Genomic DNA, 19,911 nt, shown 5'->3' with positions numbered 1-19,911 from the left:
CTTTTTGCGTTTGGGCGCTGACCGATATGGCACGGAATCTTCCGCGTGGCACGCCGGGTTGGGTAGGCGCTGCGTGCGTGACGACAACTGCAGCTCCCGCGCCCCGGCCGGTATAACCGGCTCGATCCTGCCGGGTTACACCGCGGCGCGGCTCGCGGCCATCTTGCGTTGCAACTCGGGCATCATCTTCGCCACGGCTTCCTCGCCGGCCAGGATCGCTGCGTTGCGCTGCGAGAAATCGCTGCCGCTCATCGCGGCCAGATTCGGCCTGATCACGACGTCGGCGTACTTGTCGAGCTCATAAGCCTTGATCGTCTGGCCCATGATCGTGAAAGTCTGCATCAGCACGTCGAACGAGCTGGCTGTGAGGCCGCTTTCCGGGCGCTGCGAGATGTCCACGGCGATCACAAAATCCGCGCCCATCTTGCGCGCGAATGAGGCGGGCACCGGACTCACCAGGCCGCCGTCCACATACTCGTGCCCACCGATCTTCACCGGCTCGAAAATCGACGGCACGCTGCATGACGCGCGCACCGCAATGCCGGTGTTGCCGCGCTGGAACAGGATCGGCTGGCCGGTCTTCAGATCGGTGGCGACCACGCCGAGCGGCTTGACCATCTTCTCGATCGGACGGTTGTTGAGCGTCGTATTCAGGTAGTTCTGCAGCGCGACGCCTTGCAGGAAGCCGCGCGTGCGAAACGGCATCGCCCAGTCGCTGATCGACGCTTCGTCCATGGTCAGCGCGAGCTTGTTCAGTGCAAAGCCGTTCATCCCCGAGGCGTATAGCGCACCCACCACCGAGCCCGCGCTGGTGCCGGCCACGAGATCGACCTGGATATTGCGCGCCTCGAGTGCCTTGATCACGCCGATGTGCGCGAAGCCGCGCGCGGCACCGCCGCCTAGTGCAAGGCCGACGCGGATCGGTCGCTGCGGTTTGTCGAGTGGTGGCGGGTTGGCGGTGGGCGTGGTGGTGACCGGCGTGCTATCGGTCTTGCTGCCGCCAGTCGTAGTGCAGGCAGCGAGCACCGCGGAGGCGCATGCCAACGAGAAGTTGCGACGGGCGAGGCGAGGGGATGACGGTTTCAACGGGTTCTCCAGCAACGGCAGAGTCGGCACGATCGGCGCAACCGGTGCCGCGATCAGGCGGATAGTCAAACGGACGGAATTGCCGCTGGTGATTCCATGCGCTGTGGTTCTATCCCCACCCGCAGCGCGCGCACATCATAAATCAAAGCTCCGGGCACGCGTCGGTCCGGTAATGAAACGTTGCAGAGGAAACGCTCAGGCCTGCCGAGGCGCGCTTCCCGCGCGTCTTGTGCGCTGCCAATGGCCATTCGGACGAGGGCAGGCATCGCGTGTTCGGAAGGTATAATTCGGCTCTCGCATTTATTTCCTTCGTGTCTGTGCAAGGCAGCTTTCTGCTGCATGGACGCGGTCCGCTGCCGCGCTTCACTGGCAATGTTCGCCACGGCGCCGGCGCCTGTCTTCCGAGTAACCGCTAATGACCACCTCCGTCCGTACCCGTTTCGCACCGAGTCCCACCGGCTTCATCCACCTCGGCAACATTCGCTCCGCGCTTTATCCGTGGGCGTTCGCGCGCAAGATGAAAGGGACCTTCGTGCTGCGGATCGAGGACACTGACGTGGAGCGTTCCAGTACCGAAGCGGTCGACGCCATTCTCGAAGGTATGGAATGGCTCGGCCTCGATATCGACGAAGGCCCGTTCTACCAGATGCAGCGCATGGACCGTTATCGCGAAGTGCTCAAGCAGATGCAGGGCGAGGGGCTCGTGTACCCGTGCTACATGTCGACGGAAGAGCTGGACGCACTGCGCGAACGCCAACGCGAGGCCGGCGAAAAGCCGCGCTATGACGGCACGTGGCGCCCGGAACCCGGCAAGGTCTTGCCGGAGCCGCCGGCCGGCGTGCAGCCCGTGCTGCGCTTCCGCAATCCGCTCTCTGGTGTAGTCGCATGGGACGACGCAGTGAAAGGCCGCATCGAGATCTCGAATGAAGAACTCGACGACCTCGTGATCGCGCGCCCGGACGGCACGCCGACTTACAACTTCTGTGTGGTGGTGGACGATCTGGACATGCGCATCACGCACGTGATTCGCGGCGACGATCACGTGAACAACACGCCGCGTCAGATCAACATTCTGCGTGCGCTCGGCGCTGAGCCGCCGGTTTACGCGCACTTGCCGACCGTGCTGAACGAGCAGGGCGAGAAGATGAGCAAGCGTCACGGCGCAATGAGCGTGATGGGTTATCGCGACGCGGGCTTTCTGCCGGAAGCGGTGGTCAACTATCTGGCGCGTCTGGGCTGGTCGCATGGCGACGCGGAAATCTTTACGCGTGAGCAGTTCGTCGAATGGTTCGATCTGGAACATCTGGGCAAGTCGCCGGCTCAATACGACCACGACAAGCTGAACTGGCTCAACGCGCACTACATCAAGGAAGCGGACAACGCGCGCCTTGCAGAGCTCGCAAAGCCTTTCTTCGCCGGGTTGGATATCGACGAAGCCGCCATTGCGCAGGGCGCCGATCTGACGTCGGTGGTGGGCTTGCTGAAGGACCGTGCGTCGACGGTGAAGGAAATCGCCGAGAACGCGGCGATGTTCTATCGCACGCCGGCGCCTGAAGCCGAGGCGCTCGCGCAGCACGTCACGGATGTCGTGCGTCCGGCGCTTGCCGATCTGGCCGCTTCGCTCAAAACGGTGGAGTGGACCAAGGAAGCGATCGCTGCGGCGTTGAAGGCAACGCTTGGCGCGCACAAGCTGAAGATGCCGCAACTGGCCATGCCGGTTCGTCTGCTGGTGGCAGGTACCACGCATACGCCGTCGATCGACAGCGTGCTGATGCTGTTTGGCCGCGATGTTGTCGTGAGCCGTATCGAAAAAGCGTTGGCTTAAGCGCGTTCGCATTTGCATTGAGAGGGTTTGCATGCGACTTGCGAAAAAAGTCGCATGCAATTGCGCAAAGGGTATTTACAAAGCGCAAATTGGCCTCTAAAATCTCGTTTCTGTTCTGCAAGGGGGGTATAGCTCAGCTGGGAGAGCGCTTGCATGGCATGCAAGAGGTCAGCGGTTCGATCCCGCTTACCTCCACCATCAGAGCAGAGTGAAGTCGTTCCGAAGTCTGGAGCTTGTAGCAAAAAAGACTTCACAAACCGCTGTAACGTAGTTAGAATATCGGTCTTTGCTGCTGACGAAACGAAATTAACGTCAATTAGCAGCAAGATAAAGACAGATCTGAAAAGATTATGTCCCCTTCGTCTAGAGGCCTAGGACATCACCCTTTCACGGTGAGTACAGGGGTTCGAATCCCCTAGGGGACGCCAAACATCAGCGTCGCTTGGTAGTAGTAAAGCAGCGCAGCTTGCAGAGAAAAAACCAACGCTCGCAAGTCATGATAGGCAAACTGGAGTGGTAGTTCAGTTGGTTAGAATACCGGCCTGTCACGCCGGGGGTCGCGGGTTCGAGTCCCGTCCACTCCGCCAGACAAAGCCCGTTCATACAAACCTGAACGGGCTTTTTCATTAAAGGTGTAAGCAGTACGTTGTCCCCTTCGTCTAGAGGCCTAGGACATCACCCTTTCACGGTGAGTACAGGGGTTCGAATCCCCTAGGGGACGCCAGGACATCGGCGTCGCTCGGTCAGTAGTATGAGCGGTGCAGGTGGTGAATGAGCCAAGCTCATAAGCCACGGTGCAAAAATCTGGAGCGGTAGTTCAGTTGGTTAGAATACCGGCCTGTCACGCCGGGGGTCGCGGGTTCGAGTCCCGTCCGCTCCGCCAGATTTTAAGAAGCCCACTTCGAAAGAAGTGGGCTTTTTTTATTTCCGCAGCCGGTCCGCCTGGGTATCGTCCGGGTATGCTCGGGACAAACAGCCATTGCCAGCGCGCGCGGCCTGTTTTACCGTTGACCCGACTCATCTTCGTCGTTCCACCATGTTCGATCCAACCGAAGCTCCGTCACCGTTTCATCTGCGCCCGGCCAGCATGGACGATTTCGAGTTCGCCGAGGCGCTGACTCGCAATAACATGGGTGGCTACTATCGCCGGCACCATCTGGTCTGGCGTGGCGATCTGTTTCTCGGCAGTTGGCGCGAGTCGGAGAATTTCATTCTCGAAGTGGACGGCACGCCGATCGGTGTGCTGCGCATCACCCAGGAAGGCGATTCGCTGCATATCCGCGACGTGCAGATTGCCGAAGGGCATCGGCGTCTCGGCGCCGGCACGTATCTGCTCGATATGTCGCATCAATGGGCGCGCGAGCGCGGGCTGCGCGAGTTGCAGTTGCGCGTGTTTGTCGACAATCCTGCCGCGCGGCTGTACCAACGCAAGGGGTACAAGCTGGCCGGGCCGCGTCTGGCGCAACTCGGGGCGATCCGTCATCTGGCGCGGCGCGTTTGACGCACTGCGGCGAGTGGCTGCCGGTTACGCTTTACGCCGTCACTTTTGCGCGGTCTCTTCGTCCGCCTCATTGCCGCCCCGATCCCCGCTCTCTACACGATGTTCAGCGCCACGCTCGATGAACGCCCGCGGACTTTCGCCGAAGGCTCGCCGGAACATCGCCGAGAACGCACTCTGACTCTGATAGCCCAGCTCTTGCGCCACATGTGAAAGCGGCCGTCCCTGGCTTAACAGCGGAATCGCGCGCGCGAGAATGGCCTGCTGACGCCATTGCGAAAAGCTCACGCCCAACTCCTGACGAAACAGCCGCGCAATCGTGCGCGTACTCGCCCCCGCGCTTAACGCCCATTGTTCGAGCGACTCGCCGTGCGTCGGGTCCGCGATCACAGCCTCGCACAACGCGCGCAAACGCTTCTCGTTGGGCATCGGCACGGACAGCGGCAGTGGCTCCGAACGCGTCAGTTCGTCTAACGCGAGCGCGCCTAGCAACTGTTCGCGCGTCGCCGAAATGCCTGGCGTATCGAGCGCTGCGATGACTTCGCGCAGCAGATCCGATACTTCGACCACGCGCGGCGTATCCAGTCCGGCCGGGACGGTGCTTTCGGTGATGTAGAGCGTGCGCAGAAAGGCTTCTTCGACTGCGACCACTTCGTGCGTCACGTGCGGCGGCACCCAGATCGCCCGGGATGGCGGCACCATCCACGTCGTGCCGGTCGTCGCGACCCGCAGCACGCCGCGTGATGCGTAGGCCACCTGCGCCCATGCATGCGTGTGTCGCGCGATGCGCCAGCCCGACGGCATCAGCCGCGAGCGCACGCGGATCGGGTGCGTTTGCGTGGGCTGGAATTCGGGTGGGATGTCGGCGAAGTGGACCTGGCTCGACAGGGCTGAGTCAGTGGACGAATTCATCTTGAAGATCGATCCAATGGATGGAACGCAAAAACTGCAGTGGGTGTAAACGCACAACGCGCAAGCAGGCAGCGCTCACGCACAGAGCCATCAAGCGCGGACCCCGAGAGCACAGACCCGAAGGCACAGACCCAAAACCACCGCGAGCCTCTCATTGTAGGTGTTACGTCGGAGTCAACGTTGCATAATGTCCCGAGTACACGGATCCCGAGGAGAAGGTCATGAGTTTTGCAACCGCCGACTTGTGCGACGCACACGAGGACCAACTGGCCTTGGGCACACTGCGTGTGCTCGAACCGGTCTTTCATCTCTTCAGCCGTGCCGAGTGTTTCAGCGGCGAGGCGGTAACGCTAAAGGTGTTCGAAGACAACGCGCTCGTACGCGCCACGCTCGAGGAGAAGGGCGCCGGCCGGGTGCTGGTCGTCGACGGCGGTGGCAGTCTTCGTTGCGCACTGGTGGGCGGCAACCTCGCGCAAATCGCCGAGCAGAATGGCTGGGCGGGCATCGTGTTGAACGGCTGCGTGCGCGACGCGCTGGAGCTCAATGAAGTCAATGTCGGCGTGGCGGCGCTGACGACCTGCCCAAGGCGCGGCAAGAAGCTCGGCACCGGCGAGCGCGACGTGCCGGTGCAATTGCCGGGCGCACTGGTACGTCCTGGCGAGTGGATCTATGCGGATATCGACGGCGTGCTGGTGGCGAGCACGTCGTTGAACTGAACCCCGGCAACAGCCGAGGCAAGCCGAACCCATCATCAAGGAGAGCAAACGACGATGCAGACCGTTTTTGTATACGGCACATTGCGTGCCGGTGAAGTGAACGACCTCAGAGATGCTGCGGCGCGCAACGAAATCGCCGCGCCGAATTTTCTCGGCACGGCCACGGTGCGCGGCCATCTATTCGACTTCGGCTTGTATCCGGGCCTGGTGGTCGACGAAGCGGGCGTGGACGTCACGGGCGACGTCTACGAAATCGACGATGAACTGGTGGCGGTGCTCGACGAGATCGAAGCGGTGTATCCCGGCGTCGAAGATCGCTTCCTCGCGCGAGAAGTGATAGTGAAAGTAGACGGTAACGTCGTGAACTGCCGCTTCTATCCGGTCGCGCCCAATGTGGTGAAGGGTCACCCGGAAATCAGGTCAGGCGATTGGGTCGAGTATCGCAGCACGCGCTGAGGCGCGGCATAGCTAGCCCACGGCGAGCGCACCACGAGTACACGGCGCAAGCATAACGACCGCATAACGAGCACCTCGCGAGCACATAAAAAAACGGCCCGGCAGGCATACGCCTGTCGGGCCGCGCGGTCGGTCAGCCTTGCGACCCAGGCCGCTCTTTCATCTTGCGTGGCTGGTGAAAGCGGGCCTGGTACGACGTCGTTATTGCTCGTAAATGAGGCTCGTGCCTGAGGCCGTTCAGATAACTCAGATTTCCTCGTACAGCGGCAGCGTCAGGAAGTCGGTGAACTTCTCCGACGTCGACATCTCTTCGAAGATTTGTGCAGCGCGATCGTACGGCTTTGTATCCCCGCCGACTGCCTGCTTCACCTTGTGGAGTTCTTCTGCCGACAACTCGCGCACCAACTCGGCCGTGACCTTGCTGCCATCTTCGAGCTTGCCCTTCGGCGAGCGAATCCATTGCCACACTTGCGAGCGCGAGATCTCCGCGGTGGCGGCGTCTTCCATCAGATTGTGAATCGGCACGCAGCCATTGCCCGCGAGCCACGAACCCAGGTAGTGAATGCCGACGTTGATGTTGTTGCGCAAACCGCCCTCGGTAATCGGCGCTTCCGGGCGGAAGTCCGTCAGGTCGGCCGCCGTGACGAGCACGTCGTCGCGTTGCTTGCCGATCTGATTCGGCTTGTCGCCGAGCACCTTGACGAATTCTTCCATCGCGATCGGCACGAGACCCGGATGCGCGACCCAGCCGCCGTCGTAACCGTCGCCGGCATCGCGTGCCTTGTCCGAGCGCACACCGCCCATTGCCTTGTCGTTCGCGGCCGGATCGTTCTTGATCGGGATCAGCGCGCTCATGCCGCCGATTGCCGGCGCGTTGCGGCGATGGCAGGTCTTCAGCAACAGCAGCGCGTAGGCACGCATGAACGGCGAGGTCATCGTGATCTGCGAGCGGTCGGCGAGACAGAAATCGCGGTCGTTCTTGAACTTCTTGATCGCCGAGAAGATGTAGTCCCAACGGCCGGCGTTAAGACCCGAGCTGTGCTCGCGCAGCTCGTACAGGATCTCGTCCATTTCGAATGCAGCGACGATCGTCTCGATCAGCACGGTCGCGCGAATCGTGCCGCGCGGCACGCCGACGGCTTCCTGGGCGGCGAGGAAGATGTCGTTCCACAGGCGCGCTTCCAGATGGCTCTCCATCTTCGGCAGATAGAAGTAGGGCGCCGTTCCGCGTGCAACCTGGTCCTTCGCGTTGTGAACCATGAAGAGCGCGAAATCGAAAATGCCGCCCGAGACGCGCTTGCCGTCCACCGTCACGTGCTTTTCGTCCAGATGCCAGCCGCGCGGACGCACGATCAGCGTGGCGATCTTGTCGTTCAGCGTGTACGACTTGCCGTTCTGTTCGAGCGAAATCGTGCGGCGCACTGCGTCCTTCAGATTGATGTGGCCGGTAATCTGGTTATCCCAGCTCGGCGCATTCGAATCTTCGAAGTCGGTCATGTACGAATCCGCGCCCGAATTCAGCGCGTTGATGATCATCTTGCGCTCGACCGGTCCGGTGATTTCCACGCGGCGGCATTGCAGATCTTGCGGCAGCGGCGCGATCTTCCAGTCGCCTTCGCGCACGCTTTTCGTTTCGGCGAGGAAATCGGGGCGCTCGCCGGCATCGAGACGTTTGGTGCGTTCCACACGCGCTTGCAGCAATTGCTGGCGGCGCGGTTCAAACGTGCGATGCAGCGCGGCGACGAGTTCGAGCGCTTCGCGGGTGAGGATCGCTTCATAGCCCGGCTTGATCTCAGCCGTGATTTCCATGCCCTGCGGCAGCGGCAGCGACAGCGATGATTGCGATGACAGCGGATTCGCCATGGTTTCTCCTTGGTCGGTCAGATTGCAAAGGTGCAAATGTTGAGATGCGGTTGAATTGCGTCGCGCGATCCTGGTGGTAGCCGTCATGCGCCAGGGCTGTGGCGTGTGCGGCTGCCACCGGGATTGCCGGTGTTGCCCGTGCCGCTATTGCGGCCGGGCGACGCGAGGGACTTCAGAAACGCGAGCAGATCGTTCATGCCTCCGCCCACGCCATGCGGCATGACGCCCAGTTCTTCGGCTGGTGCGTTTTGCCGGTTAAGCCAGAAAGTTGTGAAGCCGAACCAGCCCGCGCCTGCCACGTCCCAGCCGTTCGACGACACGAAGACGATCTCGCGCGGCTCTGCGTTGAAGGCTTGTGTGCCGAGCGTGTAGGCTGCGGGCGAGGGTTTGTAGGCGCGTACTGTGTCGACGGACAGAACATGGTCGAACAGGCCCGTCATGCCGGCGCTCTTCACGGCGATGTCGAGCATTTGCGGATTGCCGTTCGAGAGGATCGCGAGACCGGGCCTTGTTGAACTTGCGCTTGCCCCGGCTTTGCCGCCCGCAGGCGCGGATGCGGACCCGGACGACGCCGAAGGCGCGTCGCGCAACTGGCGCAGCGCGGGCACGGCATCGGGAAAGGCGGACAGGCACGCATATTCGTCCATCAGACGCTTCTCTGCCGCGCGTCCCAGCGTCAGATGCAGTTTCTTGGCGGCGAAGCGCAAGGCGTCGAGCGTGATGTCCCAGAACGGCCGGTAATGTGCGCCGAGCGCATCCGCAGGATCGGCGAGCGTGCGCAACTGCGTATATTCGATCTGTTTCTGGCGCCACAACTGCGAGAGCGCGTCGCCGTGGCCCGGGAACATCTGCTCCGCGGCAGCGATCACCGAATGCACGTCGAAAAGCGTGCCGTACGCGTCGAAAATCACTGCTTTGGGGAAGGGTGTCGTTGTGGCCGACATTGCCGTGCACTCCTATCAGAGGTCAGGATGGATTGTATTAGTGATGCTCCACGCTAAAAAAGAGGCTAAACATCACTTGATCTTTTACTTTCATACACCTAATCTGACGCGCACCGACCACTTTCCTGCACAACGCCCCCAAGGGGACATCCTTCGAGGCGTCGCAGCTCCGCTCCCCATGGATCGTTTCAAGCAGATCGAGACTTTCGTTACCGTCGCAGCCAAGGGCAGCCTGTCCGCCGCGGCGCTCGCCGAGGGCGTCGCGCCCGCCATCATCGGCCGCCGCATCGATGCGCTCGAAGAGCGCCTTGGCGTCAAACTGCTGCTGCGCACGACGCGCAAGATCACGCTGACCTTCGAAGGCTCGGCGTTTCTCGAAGATTGCCAGCGCGTCATCCACGACATGCAGAACGCCGAGGCCAGTGTGTCGGCAGGCGGCGTGAAGGCGAGCGGCCATTTGCGGCTGTCGGCGCCGGCCGGGTTTGGCCGCCGGCATGTTGCGCCGTTGGTGCCGGCCTTCACCGTTGCGCATCCGGATGTATCCATTACGCTCGACCTGTCTGACCGGTTGGTCGATCTCGTCAACGAGGGCTTCGACTGCGCTGTGCGCCTCGGCGAATTGCCGGATTCGTCGCTGGTGTCGCTCAAGCTCGGTGAGAACCGGCGCGTGTGCGTGGCTTCGCCGTCGTATCTGAGCCGGCGCGGTTCGCCGCATACGCTGGCCGATCTCGCGCATCACAACTGCCTCGCGCTCGGCGCGAGCGCCAACCAGCAGCGCGGCTGGATGTTTCAGCAGGGCGACAAGGTCGTGTCGATCAAGGTGTCCGGCACGATGGAATGCTCGGACGGCGCCGTGCTGCACGAGTGGTGCCTCGAGGGTTACGGGCTCGCATGGCGTTCGTGGTGGGAGGTCGGCACGGACATCGCGGCCGGCCGGCTGGTGAGCGTGCTCGACGAGTTCGCCGCGCCGCCGATCGGCATCCATGCGGTTTTTCCGCAGCGCCGGCATTTGCCGCTGCGGGTCCGGCTGTTTCTGGACTTTCTCAAGCATACGTACGGCCATCCTGATTACTGGGGCGAGGGCGGCTGAGTTGCGGCTGCGGCCCGGTGACCGGCGACCGGCGCAACGATCCTTATGCCGTCCTGCACAACCGCCACACACGACTCCCACGCGGACCGGCGCAGCGGGTTTCCGATATGCGGACAGACCCGCACGACGGCCTTGACCGCGTTTCTGCGACCTACAATCGATTGAAGCGGCTTTCAAGCCGCGCCTCGTGGGACGCTGACGCCGCGCTGCACGCAGCCGGCGACGGAGGGCATCATGTTCAGGCACATCCTGGTTCCGACCGATGGTTCAGACCTGTCACGCAAAGCGATAGACGGCGCCATCGATCTCGCGCAGGCCGTCGGCGCTCGCGTTACCGCCTACGCGTGTCTGCCGCAATATCCGTACTCGCCGTTCTCCGACGTGGTGATCGAGCCGCCGGTCGAGTTTCTGCAGCGCAGCGAGCGTGAAGCGCAGGTGCACCTGAGAGAAGTGGAACTGGCCGCGCGCCGCGTCGGCGTCGCGTTCGACAGTCGTACCAGCGTGCATCCGGCGCCGTACCTCGGCATCATCGAAGCGGCCGAGCAGGGCGGCTGCGACGTGATTTTCATGGCATCGCATGGGCGACGCGGTCTCGGCAGTTTGCTGATCGGCAGCGAGACGCAGCGGGTCCTGACGCATACGAAGATCCCAGTCATCGTGTACCGCTGAGGTGCGCACTCGCGATTCCCGTCGCGGGAAAAAACGGCATAGCAAAAAAAACGCGCCGACGATGAGGCCGGCGCGTCCTATGCTCGCCGCACAATGCGTTGTGCTGGCTTTGTTTGCACTACCGCCATCTCTCCCAGATTCCAGCCATCAGGGCAGACCGGCGTGCTTCGGCCCTGATGGCTGCTCCTCCCTGACAGCGGCTCTCTAACGGAGCCGCTTTTTTTTCTGCCTTGCCGTTCCCGCGATCAGACCACAGGGTACTTAAGCGACCTTCTTGTCGAAGAACTGTTCGTCTTCCGTCGAACCGTGCAGCGCGGTCGTCGATGCATCGCGCTCGACCGTTTGCGTCACGGCGTCGAAGTAGCCGGTGCCGACTTCGCGCTGGTGCTTGACCGCGGTGAAACCCTTTTCGGCCGCAGCGAATTCAGCCTGCTGCATTTCGACGAAGGCGGTCATCTGGTTGCGGGCATAGCCGTGCGCCAGGTTGAACATCGAGTAGTTCAGCGCGTGGAAGCCGGCCAGCGTGATGAACTGGAACTTGTAGCCCATTGCGCCGAGTTCGCGCTGGAACTTGGCGATGGTTGCGTCGTCCAGGTTCTTCTTCCAGTTGAACGACGGCGAGCAGTTGTACGACAGCAGTTGATCCGGGAATTCCTTGTGGATCGCGTCGGCGAATTTCTTCGCGAACTCGAGGTCCGGCTTGCCGGTTTCGCACCAGATCATGTCGGCGTACGGCGCGTAGGCGAGGCCACGCGAGATTGCCTGTTCCAGACCCGGCTTCGTGCGATAGAAACCTTCCACTGTGCGTTCGCCCGTCAGGAACGGCTTGTCGTTGTCATCCACGTCGGACGTGATCAGGTCGGCGGCTTCCGCGTCGGTGCGAGCCAGCAGCACGGTCGACGTGCCCGAGACGTCGGCGGCCAGACGCGCGGCGGTCAGCTTGGCGATGTTTTCGCGGGTCGGCACGAGCACCTTGCCGCCCATGTGGCCGCACTTCTTCACCGAAGCGAGCTGGTCTTCGAAGTGCACGCCTGCGGCGCCTGCTTCGATCATGGCCTTCATCAGTTCGAATGCGTTCAGCACGCCGCCGAAACCGGCTTCCGCGTCGGCCACGATCGGGGCGAAGTAGTCGATATAGCCTTCGTCGCCCGGGTTCTTGCCTTCCGACCACTGGATCTGGTCAGCGCGCGTCAGCGTGTTGTTGATGCGCTTCACGACGAGCGGCACCGAGTTCGCCGGGTACAGCGACTGGTCCGGGTACATTTCACCGGCCACGTTCGCATCGCCCGCCACTTGCCAGCCCGACAGGTAGATCGCCTTCAGGCCGGCCTTGACCTGTTGCATCGCCTGGTTGCCGGTCAGCGCGCCGAGCGAGTTCACGAACGGCTCGTTGTTGACGCTCTCCCACAGCTTTTCCGCGCCGCGCTTGGCAAGCGTGTGCTCCACTTGCAGCGAGCCGCGCAGACGGATCACGTCTTCGGCCGTGTACGTACGCTTCACGCCTTTCCAGCGCGGATCGGTTTCCCATTGCTGTTGGAGTTGCTTGGCTTGTTGTTCGCGCGACATGGTGTGCTCCTTGGTTGCCTGTAATGGATAGGTGACTCTGTCGACCAGAGTTGGCGCTTTAGCGCTTACTCTGGTCCCATGCAAGAAACTTGCGGTCTTCGTCGAAGCGGCTGGCCGTTTGAGGCGTTTCGTTTCGTGAAGTCTTATATAAGAGTCTAGGCAAATCGATCGCCGCGCAATAGCCGCCAAGGAGCGTTTTTCGAATATTTATTTTTGTTAAAAATCAAATGCTTGCATCACGCGTTTCGCATTAAGAAACGTCTTTTTCCATCTTGCAATAGGCCCTGTTGTGCCTTGCAGCACGATTTTTTACGACGCAAAAAAATTTTCCACATCGTGAAATTTCGCCGGTGCCCAAAGTGTGGACGAAAAAAAACCGGTGCCTGAGCACCGGTTTCTTTCGACTGACGGATGGCGCGGGGCCGTCCGGGTCTTTTCAGGCTGCCTTACGCGCTAAACGAGCCACGTAAGTAGGCTTGCCTGATGACTGCCAAGCAGTCGCTGCTTAGCTGCCGCGACGCGCCGTACGCGGGCCGTCGCTGCGGCGTGCGCCGTAGCCACCGTCACGCGAACCGCCGCCGAAGCCGCCTTCACGCGAACCGCCGCCAGCCGACTTGCCAGCCCAGCCGCCGCCATTGCCGCTACCGCTGCGCGAACCGCCGCCGTTACCAGCCGGCTTGCCTGCGCCGCTGCCGCTACCGAAGCGACGGCCACCGCCGTTGCCACCGCCCGGACGGCCACGGCCGCCAAAGCCAGGACGGCCACCGCCCGACGGAGCCGATTTACGCGGCTCGAAGCCTTCGACGACGTTGACCGGCAGCGGGGTGCGCACGAAACGCTCGATGCGCTTCAGCGCGCCTTGTTCCGCATGGTGCACGAGGCTCACTGCGATACCCGAGCGGCCAGCACGGCCGGTACGGCCGATACGGTGCACGTAGTCTTCAGCGAACTTCGGCAGGTCGTAGTTAAACACGTGCGTGATGCCCGGGATGTCGATACCGCGAGCGGCGACGTCCGTTGCCACCAGCACGCGCACACGGCGCTCGCGCAGAGCCTTGATCGTGCGGTTACGTGCGCCTTGCGGCAGATCGCCGTGCAGGGCAGCCGATTCGAAACCGGCGTCTGCCAGACGGCCAGCCAGTTGGTCAGCGTCCATCTTGGTTGCCGTGAAGACGATAGCCTGGTCGAGGCCCTCGTCGCGCAGCAGATGGTCGAGCAGACGATCCTTGTGATCGCGGTCGTCAACATAGTGGACGGTTTGCGCGATGTTGGTGCGTTGTTCGAGGCGTTGAACGATCTCGATCCGCTCCGGATCCTTCAGCAGGCGGCCGGTCAGCGAGCTGATCTTGCCGTCGAGCGTAGCCGAGAACAGCATGGTTTGACGCGAAGCCGGCGTAGCGGCGACGATCGTTTCGATGTCTTCGATGAAGCCCATGTCCAGCATGCGGTCGGCTTCGTCGAGGACGAGGATCTGCAGTTGCGACAGATCGATACGGCCGCGTTCCAGGTGGTCGATCAAACGGCCCGGCGTAGCAACCAGGATTTCCGGGTTCTTTGCCAGCAGCATCAATTGTTGACCGTAAGCGACGCCGCCCAGAATGCTGACGGTGCGCAGACGCTTGAGGTGCTTGCCGTACGTGGCAGCGGCGGTGGTGACCTGCATCGCGAGTTCGCGGGTCGGCGTCAGAACCAGCATGGTCGGACGGGCAACCGGTTGCGGACGGCGCGTGCGGGCACCGTCAGCCGGACGCGGTTCACGCGGCTGGCTGGCTTGTGCTTTTTGCAGTTGCGAAAAACGTTCGATGGCGGGCAGCATGAACGCGGCGGTCTTGCCCGAACCGGTCGGGCTCGAGACCATCAGATCGCGGCCGGCGATGCCAGCGGGGATCGCGCGTTGCTGAACCGGAGTCGGGTTTTGATAACCAGCGGCGGTCAGGGCGGAGACGACATCCGCGGAGAGACCGAGCGACGCGAACGACGGGCCGGTCGGCGCTGCGGCTTCTGCGGCGACAGCTTCCGGAGCGGCAACAACTGCGGCTTGTGCGGGAGCGTCGGCGAAACCGAGAGCTTGATCGGCGATGGCGTTCAACGGGCTGCTGGGGGTATTGCTCGAAGTCATGAGAATCCTTGGTACACAGGGAATTAAAACGTCGGCGCCAATCGGCATACCCAAGTCGTCGGATTCAGCGAGCAAAGAAGCAGCGAGCAAATCGAAAAACGGGGGCAGCTCGCGACAATGAAGGCGAGCTTTTCGTTAGAAGCTGTATCGGATGCGACATGCCAACACGGCGTGCCGCCAGCCTGGGACATGATCGCCCGTAGGGGGCTAGGCAGGAGGGGACAGGTTCTAAACTGGATTGGAGCTAAACGCTACGAGGCGCTGCGCCGCAAAGGCCGCTAGAGGAAAGCCGGGCAAAGCAGTGAAGCGCAGGCAGCATTGTATAGGGTTTTGTTGCACTGCGCCACTGTTAGGAAGTTTCCTGGCGGAAAACTTTCGTTTGGCTGCCCGAATAGGCTTAAGGAGTCGGCCCGCTGGGCCTACACCTAAGGACTTGGCCGCGGGGCTGCCGCGGCCTGCCGTTCCGGCGACGGATTTAGCCGCAGGGTCAGATTCAGGCGGCGGTGCCGCTCTTGAGGGCTTCGATCAGTTCGACGTATTGCTGCTTTGCGGCGTCCGGCGCGGTGCCTTTGAGCGCGGCCCACGCATCGTACTTGTATTTGCCGACGATATCGGTGAAACCGGGTTTGTCGCCGTGGACGTCGCCGTCGATGGCCTGTTTGTAGAGGGCATAAAGGCGCAGAAGGGTAAGGTTGCCCGGACGCTCGGGCAGTTGCTTGGCATCTTCCTGGGCCTGCACGAATTGCGCGTTGATGTCTGTCATGGTGGTTTTTTGCCCGGCTGGCGGGGTTGGTTCTGGCTGGGCCGATGATCATAGCAACTGCATGCGGCGGCGGGGCCGAGGGCTTATTCCAAACATTCTTGCCCGCCCGGCAGGCACACCCAAAACCGCATCTGCACGCGCCGTGCCGATTACAATACGGTCCATGACTCAAACTGTGCTTCTTGCTCTCGATACCTCGACCGAATTCTGCTCGGTAGCGCTCCTGTCCGCCGTCGGCGGCGCGGCGAGCCAGACAGCGGACCAAGGCAAAGCCGAACCCCGGATCTGGATGCGCCACGAGCAAACCGGCGCAGTCTCCAGCACGCGCCTCTTGCCCGCCATTCGCGAACTTTTCGACGAAGCCGGCCTGAAACTGGCGGACTGCCACGCCATTGCCTTCGGCTCCGGCCCCGGCTCATTCACAGGTCTTCGCACCGCGACCGGCGTTGCTCAGGGCCTCGCATTCGGCCTGAACCTGCCGGTCGTGCCGGTCAGCACGCTGCTGGCCTGCGCGGAAAGCGCACGGCTGCGCGATCCGTCGGCGACCCGCGTGCTCGCCGCGCTCGACGCCCGGATGGACGAAATCTATTGGGCCGACTACGCCTGGGACGCCGCCCTTGGCGAATGGCGCACGCTACAGGCGGCTTCGCTCGACGCGCCGGAGCGGCTCGTGTTGCCCGACGTCCCCTTCACCCTGGCGGGCAATGCTGCTGCGGCCTTCGGCGCGCGGCTGCCCGCTGTCGCGGCTGCGCGAACCGTCGACGGCGAAGCACTGCCGCATGCTGTGCCGCTCGCGCACGCGGCGTTGCGCGCGTTTCGCGCCGGCCGCACCGTGCCCGCGGATCAGGCCGCGCCGGAATACATTCGCGACAAGGTTGCCCAGACTACGGCGGAACGCGTCGCTGAAAAAGCCGCCAAGGCCGAGCAAGCTGCGAGGGTGGCGCATGAAGCGGATCAAGGTGAGGGCCGGCAATGAGCGGGGTGTTGCTGGCGGACCGTTATATGTCGCCGATGACCGAAGCCGATCTGGACGAGGTCGCGGCCATCGAAAAGATTGCCTACGAATTCCCCTGGAGTCGCGGCAATTTCGGCGACTCGCTGCGCAACGGCTATTTCGGCATCTGCATGCGTCACGTAACCGGCTCGCTGATCGGTTATTGCGTGCTGATGCCGGTGGTCGATGAAATGCATCTGCTCAATTTGTGCGTGACGCCCGCCGCGCAAGGCGCCGGCGCCGGGCTCGCGCTGCTGCGTGAGGCGGTGCGCGTTACGCGCGCCGAAAAACTCGACGGGCTGTTGCTCGAAGTGCGGCCCTCGAATCACCGGGCTATCCGGCTTTACGAGCGCTTCGGCTTTGCGTCGATCGGCCGGCGCAAAAACTATTATCCGGCGCGGCATCGCAGCCGGGAGGACGCCATCGTGATGCGTTTCTCGTTTGCCACGGAGGGCGCAGATGGCGCTGCATGAATCGGTACTGGAAGAGTTCGGGCTCGCGCCGCTGTGGGTGCGTCGCGGGATGTCGGCGGCGCAGGAACCCGCAGTCGAAGCCGGTGCCGAGCAGGGCGGTGCTGGGTCGGCGGATCAGATAGCGCGTCGCGACGATTCGCGGATGGCGGGGGGTGAACCATCGTCGTCCACGCTCGCTCAGGATGGCTGGGACGCTGCGCAGCCCGCGATGCGAACCGGCGAAGCTCGACAAGGCGAGCGCCTTGCTCCCCCGGCGGAGGAGCCGCAGCGACGCATGCAGGCGCCGGCCGTAGCGCGGCAGCCATCGCAGCAGGCTCGTACACCCGAGCCGCCGGCGTTCGACGCTCCACCCGACGACGATTTCGCATGGTTCGACGATCAGCCGGCCCACGCTCCCGTTGAAGCGCGCCGCGAGGCGCCCGAGCCCCCATCGATCCAGACGCTCGACTGGGACGCGTTGAGCGAGCAGGTCGCCGCGTGTGAACGCTGCCGTCTGTGCGAGAAACGCACGAACACGGTATTCGGCGTCGGCGATCGCAACGCCGACTGGATGCTGATCGGCGAAGCGCCGGGTGAGAACGAGGATCGCCTGGGCGAGCCGTTCGTCGGCCAGGCGGGCAAGCTGCTCGACAATATGCTGCGTTCGCTGACGCTCGCGCGCGACAGCAACGTCTATATCGCCAACGTGATCAAGTGCCGCCCGCCGGGCAACCGCAATCCCGAGCCGGATGAAGTCGCGCGTTGCGAGCCTTATCTGCAACGACAGGTCGCGCTGGTCAAGCCGAAAGTGATCGTCGCGCTCGGCCGCTTCGCCGCTCAAAGTCTGCTCAGGACCGAAGCGAGCATTTCGTCGCTGCGCGGCCGCGTGCACGAATACGAAGGCGTGCCGGTCATCGTCACCTATCACCCGGCGTACCTGCTGCGCAGCCTGCCCGACAAGGCGAAGGCCTGGGCGGACCTGTGCCTCGCGCGCGACACGTGGCTCGCGGCGGGCGGCGTGCCGTCCAACGCGGCCAAGTGACGGACGCGAGCGGGCCGGCGGCGCGCTTCGCCGCCGCACCCGGCACATCCGCGGCGGTCCTCGGGAACCTGCTCGATACATTGCGCGAACCGGCCGTGCGCGATCTCGCGTGGCTGCTGCTGAGCGCCGATTTGTTGCGCGCGCAACCACCGGTAGGCGCGCTCGCCAGTCCTTTCGACACGCAGCAGGAAGCTGATGCAACCGTCGACTGGTTACGCGCGCTGGACGCCGATCCGGCCGACCTGCACCGCGATCTCGCCGCGACGCGTATCACGCGTCTTGGCCGCTACGCCGAACGGCTGCTCGGATGGTTCCTGCAACATGGACCAGCGGCGCGGCTGGTCGCGGCTGGCGTGCCGTTGCGACACTCGGGCGTCACGCTCGGTGAATGCGATTTTCTCGTGCAGACGCAGCAGGGCACGCGTCTGCATTGGGAGCTGGCGGTGAAGTGCTATCTGCATGCGGGCGAAAGCCGTGCGCAGTTGACCACGCGGTCGGTGGCGCGCCTGGCCGACTACGTCGGCCCGAATCTCAAAGACCGCTTCGATCTGAAGCTCGCGCATGTGCTGAATCATCAACTGCCGTTGAGCGCACGGGAAGAGTTCGCATCGGTCGGTCATGCAGGGCCGTGGACGCCGCAGATGTTCATCAAAGGCTGGCTGTTCTATCGTGCTGGCGAGACGCCGGTCGATCCGGCGGAGCTCGATCCGTCGCATGGCCGTGGCTGGTGGGTGACCCGCAGCGAATGGACAGACTTTGCCGCGGCGCATGCGCAAATGTGGCGCGTGCTGCCACGGTTGGAATGGCTTGCGCCGCGGCGGCATAAAGAGGGTGAAGCCCAGGCCGCAGGATTTGCTTTCGTCGATCAACAGATGCTTGCTGAACAGACATCACATCAGCATGGACCAACGATGGTCGCGGCGTTCGCCAGCGACGGCGTGGGTACTGTTGCAGAACTTTCGCGCGGCTTCATCGTGCCGGACGATTGGCCAGAACAGGCGCAGATCTACGCGCGGAAGTAGCATAGCCATGCGCCCCCCTGTCTCAGCCCCTCACCACCACCGATAAAAATGATGCACCGGCCCGACGCCGCTGCCGACGTCCAGCCGGTCGCTCGCCTGCAACGCGCCGGTCAGATAGAGCTTGGCGTCGGCGACAGCGCTCGCCAGATCGGTGCGCTGCGGAATCAGTGCCGCAATCGCCGACGACAGCGTGCAGCCCGTCCCGTGCGTATTCTTCACCGGCACGCGCGGGCCGCCCAAACGCAGCGTGCCGCTTTCCTGTACGAGCCAGTCGGGACTGTCCGCCGCGCTCAAATGGCCGCCCTTCATCAGCACCGCCCGTGCGCCAAGCGCACGCAACGCTTCGCCTTGTTCGACCATACCGGCTTCGTCAGCGGCAGCTTGCACGCCCAACAAAGCCGCGGCTTCCGGCAGATTCGGCGTCAACAGATCGGCGAGCGGCAGCAACTCGTCGCGCACCGCAGCGACCGCATCCGGCAGCAGCAGCGCGTGATTGCTCTTCGAGATCATCACCGTGTCGAGCACGACGTGCTTCGGCTTGTGCCGCCGCAACGCATCGGCGACCGCACGCGCGATGCCTGCATTCGCCAGCATGCCGATCTTCACGGCATCGATACGGATGTCGTCGAACACCGCATCGAGTTGCGCGGTAATGAAGGCGGGCTCCGGCGCATGAATCGCCGTGACGCCACGCGTGTTCTGCGCGGTGAGCGCGGTGATCACGCTTGCGCCGTAAGCGCCGAGCGCCGAGAAAGCCTTCAGATCGGCTTGAATGCCGGCGCCGCCGCCGGAATCGGAACCGGCGATCGTCAGCACATTGGGAATGAGTTGAGTCATGGCAAAGCGAGAAAAGGGGGAAGGCGCGGGCACTACTAAGAACAGTGCCCGCCGCGG

The 19,911-nt window shown here is 63.0% G+C and carries 18 protein-coding genes and 5 tRNA genes; 15 read left to right on the top strand and 8 right to left on the bottom strand.

Going from position 1 to position 19,911, the window contains the following annotated elements; all coding sequences use genetic code 11:
* Nucleotides 1-135: 135 nt before the first annotated feature.
* Entirely contained in the window at nt 136-1,086 is a 951-nt protein-coding gene (locus M0D67_RS01725) for a patatin-like phospholipase family protein (RefSeq protein WP_154566967.1), read from the bottom strand.
* Between the two features lie 415 nt (nt 1,087-1,501).
* Between M0D67_RS01725 and gltX the strand changes: the two genes are divergently transcribed.
* From gltX to M0D67_RS01690, 7 genes are all read left to right on the top strand, one after another.
* Nucleotides 1,502-2,911: a glutamate--tRNA ligase gene (gltX, locus tag M0D67_RS01720; protein WP_154566956.1), complete on the top strand. Its 1,410-nt coding sequence runs from the start codon at nt 1,502-1,504 to the stop codon at nt 2,909-2,911.
* Nucleotides 2,912-3,033: 122 nt separating this feature from the next.
* A tRNA-Ala gene (locus tag M0D67_RS01715) sits at nt 3,034-3,109 on the top strand.
* 154 nt (nt 3,110-3,263) lie between these two features.
* A tRNA-Glu gene (locus M0D67_RS01710) sits at nt 3,264-3,339 on the top strand.
* An 82-nt stretch (nt 3,340-3,421) separates the two neighbouring features.
* Nucleotides 3,422-3,498: transfer RNA gene (locus M0D67_RS01705), tRNA-Asp, on the top strand.
* Nucleotides 3,499-3,559: 61 nt separating this feature from the next.
* A tRNA-Glu gene (locus tag M0D67_RS01700) sits at nt 3,560-3,635 on the top strand.
* Between the two features lie 82 nt (nt 3,636-3,717).
* A tRNA-Asp gene (locus M0D67_RS01695) sits at nt 3,718-3,794 on the top strand.
* 153 nt (nt 3,795-3,947) lie between these two features.
* Entirely contained in the window at nt 3,948-4,412 is a 465-nt protein-coding gene (locus M0D67_RS01690) for a GNAT family N-acetyltransferase (RefSeq protein WP_054041032.1), read from the top strand.
* A gap of 39 nt (nt 4,413-4,451) precedes the next feature.
* Here M0D67_RS01690 and M0D67_RS01685 read toward each other — a convergent pair whose 3' ends face one another.
* The gene (locus M0D67_RS01685) at nt 4,452-5,321 is read right to left on the bottom strand and encodes a helix-turn-helix domain-containing protein (protein ID WP_154565823.1); all 870 of its coding nucleotides are present in this window, start codon (nt 5,319-5,321) and stop codon (nt 4,452-4,454) included.
* A 221-nt stretch (nt 5,322-5,542) separates the two neighbouring features.
* Here M0D67_RS01685 and rraA point away from each other — a divergent pair, with 221 nt between their 5' ends.
* Nucleotides 5,543-6,037, top strand: coding sequence for a ribonuclease E activity regulator RraA (gene rraA, locus M0D67_RS01680; protein ID WP_154565824.1), 495 nt, complete (start codon nt 5,543-5,545; stop codon nt 6,035-6,037).
* A 54-nt stretch (nt 6,038-6,091) separates the two neighbouring features.
* A complete protein-coding gene (locus M0D67_RS01675; protein WP_154565825.1) occupies nt 6,092-6,493 on the top strand; it encodes a gamma-glutamylcyclotransferase in 402 nt (133 codons plus the stop codon).
* A 246-nt stretch (nt 6,494-6,739) separates the two neighbouring features.
* On the opposite strand, the gene aceB is transcribed toward M0D67_RS01675, so the two are convergent.
* Nucleotides 6,740-8,356: a malate synthase A gene (gene aceB, locus M0D67_RS01670; protein WP_154565826.1), complete on the bottom strand. Its 1,617-nt coding sequence runs from the start codon at nt 8,354-8,356 to the stop codon at nt 6,740-6,742.
* Between the two features lie 83 nt (nt 8,357-8,439).
* Nucleotides 8,440-9,300: a (S)-2-haloacid dehalogenase gene (locus tag M0D67_RS01665; protein WP_266236996.1), complete on the bottom strand. Its 861-nt coding sequence runs from the start codon at nt 9,298-9,300 to the stop codon at nt 8,440-8,442.
* A gap of 178 nt (nt 9,301-9,478) precedes the next feature.
* Here M0D67_RS01665 and M0D67_RS01660 point away from each other — a divergent pair, with 178 nt between their 5' ends.
* A complete protein-coding gene (locus M0D67_RS01660) occupies nt 9,479-10,390 on the top strand; it encodes a LysR family transcriptional regulator (protein ID WP_266236994.1) in 912 nt (303 codons plus the stop codon).
* 234 nt (nt 10,391-10,624) lie between these two features.
* Entirely contained in the window at nt 10,625-11,059 is a 435-nt protein-coding gene (locus tag M0D67_RS01655) for a universal stress protein (protein WP_097389632.1), read from the top strand.
* Nucleotides 11,060-11,320: 261 nt separating this feature from the next.
* Here the strand turns inward: M0D67_RS01655 and aceA are convergent, their stop codons facing one another.
* From aceA to M0D67_RS01640, 3 genes are all read right to left on the bottom strand, one after another.
* Complete coding sequence (gene aceA, locus M0D67_RS01650; protein ID WP_054041024.1) at nt 11,321-12,625, bottom strand: isocitrate lyase; 1,305 nt, start codon at nt 12,623-12,625, stop codon at nt 11,321-11,323.
* A gap of 505 nt (nt 12,626-13,130) precedes the next feature.
* A complete protein-coding gene (locus M0D67_RS01645) occupies nt 13,131-14,744 on the bottom strand; it encodes a DEAD/DEAH box helicase (protein WP_171925505.1) in 1,614 nt (537 codons plus the stop codon).
* A gap of 493 nt (nt 14,745-15,237) precedes the next feature.
* The gene (locus tag M0D67_RS01640; RefSeq protein WP_054041059.1) at nt 15,238-15,507 is read right to left on the bottom strand and encodes an acyl-CoA-binding protein; all 270 of its coding nucleotides are present in this window, start codon (nt 15,505-15,507) and stop codon (nt 15,238-15,240) included.
* Nucleotides 15,508-15,670: 163 nt separating this feature from the next.
* Between M0D67_RS01640 and tsaB the strand changes: the two genes are divergently transcribed.
* From tsaB to M0D67_RS01620, 4 genes are read left to right on the top strand one after another with little or no spacing between them, the layout of a single operon-like run.
* Nucleotides 15,671-16,483 (top strand): tRNA (adenosine(37)-N6)-threonylcarbamoyltransferase complex dimerization subunit type 1 TsaB, encoded by an 813-nt coding sequence (tsaB, locus tag M0D67_RS01635; protein WP_171925506.1) that lies wholly within the window; start codon nt 15,671-15,673, stop codon nt 16,481-16,483.
* A complete protein-coding gene (gene rimI, locus M0D67_RS01630; protein ID WP_154567298.1) occupies nt 16,480-16,974 on the top strand; it encodes a ribosomal protein S18-alanine N-acetyltransferase in 495 nt (164 codons plus the stop codon). The genes tsaB and rimI overlap by 4 nt, the downstream gene beginning before the upstream one ends.
* Nucleotides 16,961-17,995: a uracil-DNA glycosylase gene (locus M0D67_RS01625; protein WP_171925507.1), complete on the top strand. Its 1,035-nt coding sequence runs from the start codon at nt 16,961-16,963 to the stop codon at nt 17,993-17,995. The genes rimI and M0D67_RS01625 overlap by 14 nt, the downstream gene beginning before the upstream one ends.
* On the top strand, nt 17,992-19,017 hold the full coding sequence (locus M0D67_RS01620; RefSeq protein WP_171925508.1) for a DUF1853 family protein: 1,026 nt from the start codon (nt 17,992-17,994) through the stop codon (nt 19,015-19,017). Before M0D67_RS01625 ends, M0D67_RS01620 begins: the two co-directional genes overlap by 4 nt.
* A 30-nt stretch (nt 19,018-19,047) precedes the next feature.
* On the opposite strand, the gene thiD is transcribed toward M0D67_RS01620, so the two are convergent.
* Nucleotides 19,048-19,854 (bottom strand): bifunctional hydroxymethylpyrimidine kinase/phosphomethylpyrimidine kinase, encoded by an 807-nt coding sequence (gene thiD / locus M0D67_RS01615; protein ID WP_171925509.1) that lies wholly within the window; start codon nt 19,852-19,854, stop codon nt 19,048-19,050.
* Nucleotides 19,855-19,911: the final 57 nt, after the last annotated feature.

The organism is Paraburkholderia sp. SECH4, assembly GCF_030511745.1.
Classification (GTDB): domain Bacteria; phylum Pseudomonadota; class Gammaproteobacteria; order Burkholderiales; family Burkholderiaceae; genus Paraburkholderia; species Paraburkholderia madseniana.
Note: the sequence above shows the minus strand (reverse complement) of the source record. Positions and strands in the feature narration are given on the sequence as shown.

Excerpts from the sequence above, each read along its gene's own strand:
- gltX (WP_154566956.1), top strand. The coding sequence starts at position 1,502 with ATGACCACCTCCGTCCGTACCCGTTTCGCACCGAGTCCCACCGGCTTC.
- M0D67_RS01690 (WP_054041032.1), top strand. The coding sequence starts at position 3,948 with ATGTTCGATCCAACCGAAGCTCCGTCACCGTTTCATCTGCGCCCGGCC.
- M0D67_RS01685 (WP_154565823.1), bottom strand. The coding sequence starts at position 5,321 with ATGAATTCGTCCACTGACTCAGCCCTGTCGAGCCAGGTCCACTTCGCC.
- rraA (WP_154565824.1), top strand. The coding sequence starts at position 5,543 with ATGAGTTTTGCAACCGCCGACTTGTGCGACGCACACGAGGACCAACTG.
- M0D67_RS01675 (WP_154565825.1), top strand. The coding sequence starts at position 6,092 with ATGCAGACCGTTTTTGTATACGGCACATTGCGTGCCGGTGAAGTGAAC.
- aceB (WP_154565826.1), bottom strand. The coding sequence starts at position 8,356 with ATGGCGAATCCGCTGTCATCGCAATCATCGCTGTCGCTGCCGCTGCCG.
- M0D67_RS01665 (WP_266236996.1), bottom strand. The coding sequence starts at position 9,300 with ATGTCGGCCACAACGACACCCTTCCCCAAAGCAGTGATTTTCGACGCG.
- M0D67_RS01660 (WP_266236994.1), top strand. The coding sequence starts at position 9,479 with ATGGATCGTTTCAAGCAGATCGAGACTTTCGTTACCGTCGCAGCCAAG.
- M0D67_RS01655 (WP_097389632.1), top strand. The coding sequence starts at position 10,625 with ATGTTCAGGCACATCCTGGTTCCGACCGATGGTTCAGACCTGTCACGC.
- aceA (WP_054041024.1), bottom strand. The coding sequence starts at position 12,625 with ATGTCGCGCGAACAACAAGCCAAGCAACTCCAACAGCAATGGGAAACC.
- M0D67_RS01645 (WP_171925505.1), bottom strand. The coding sequence starts at position 14,744 with ATGACTTCGAGCAATACCCCCAGCAGCCCGTTGAACGCCATCGCCGAT.
- M0D67_RS01640 (WP_054041059.1), bottom strand. The coding sequence starts at position 15,507 with ATGACAGACATCAACGCGCAATTCGTGCAGGCCCAGGAAGATGCCAAG.
- tsaB (WP_171925506.1), top strand. The coding sequence starts at position 15,671 with ATGACTCAAACTGTGCTTCTTGCTCTCGATACCTCGACCGAATTCTGC.
- rimI (WP_154567298.1), top strand. The coding sequence starts at position 16,480 with ATGAGCGGGGTGTTGCTGGCGGACCGTTATATGTCGCCGATGACCGAA.
- M0D67_RS01625 (WP_171925507.1), top strand. The coding sequence starts at position 16,961 with ATGGCGCTGCATGAATCGGTACTGGAAGAGTTCGGGCTCGCGCCGCTG.
- thiD (WP_171925509.1), bottom strand. The coding sequence starts at position 19,854 with ATGACTCAACTCATTCCCAATGTGCTGACGATCGCCGGTTCCGATTCC.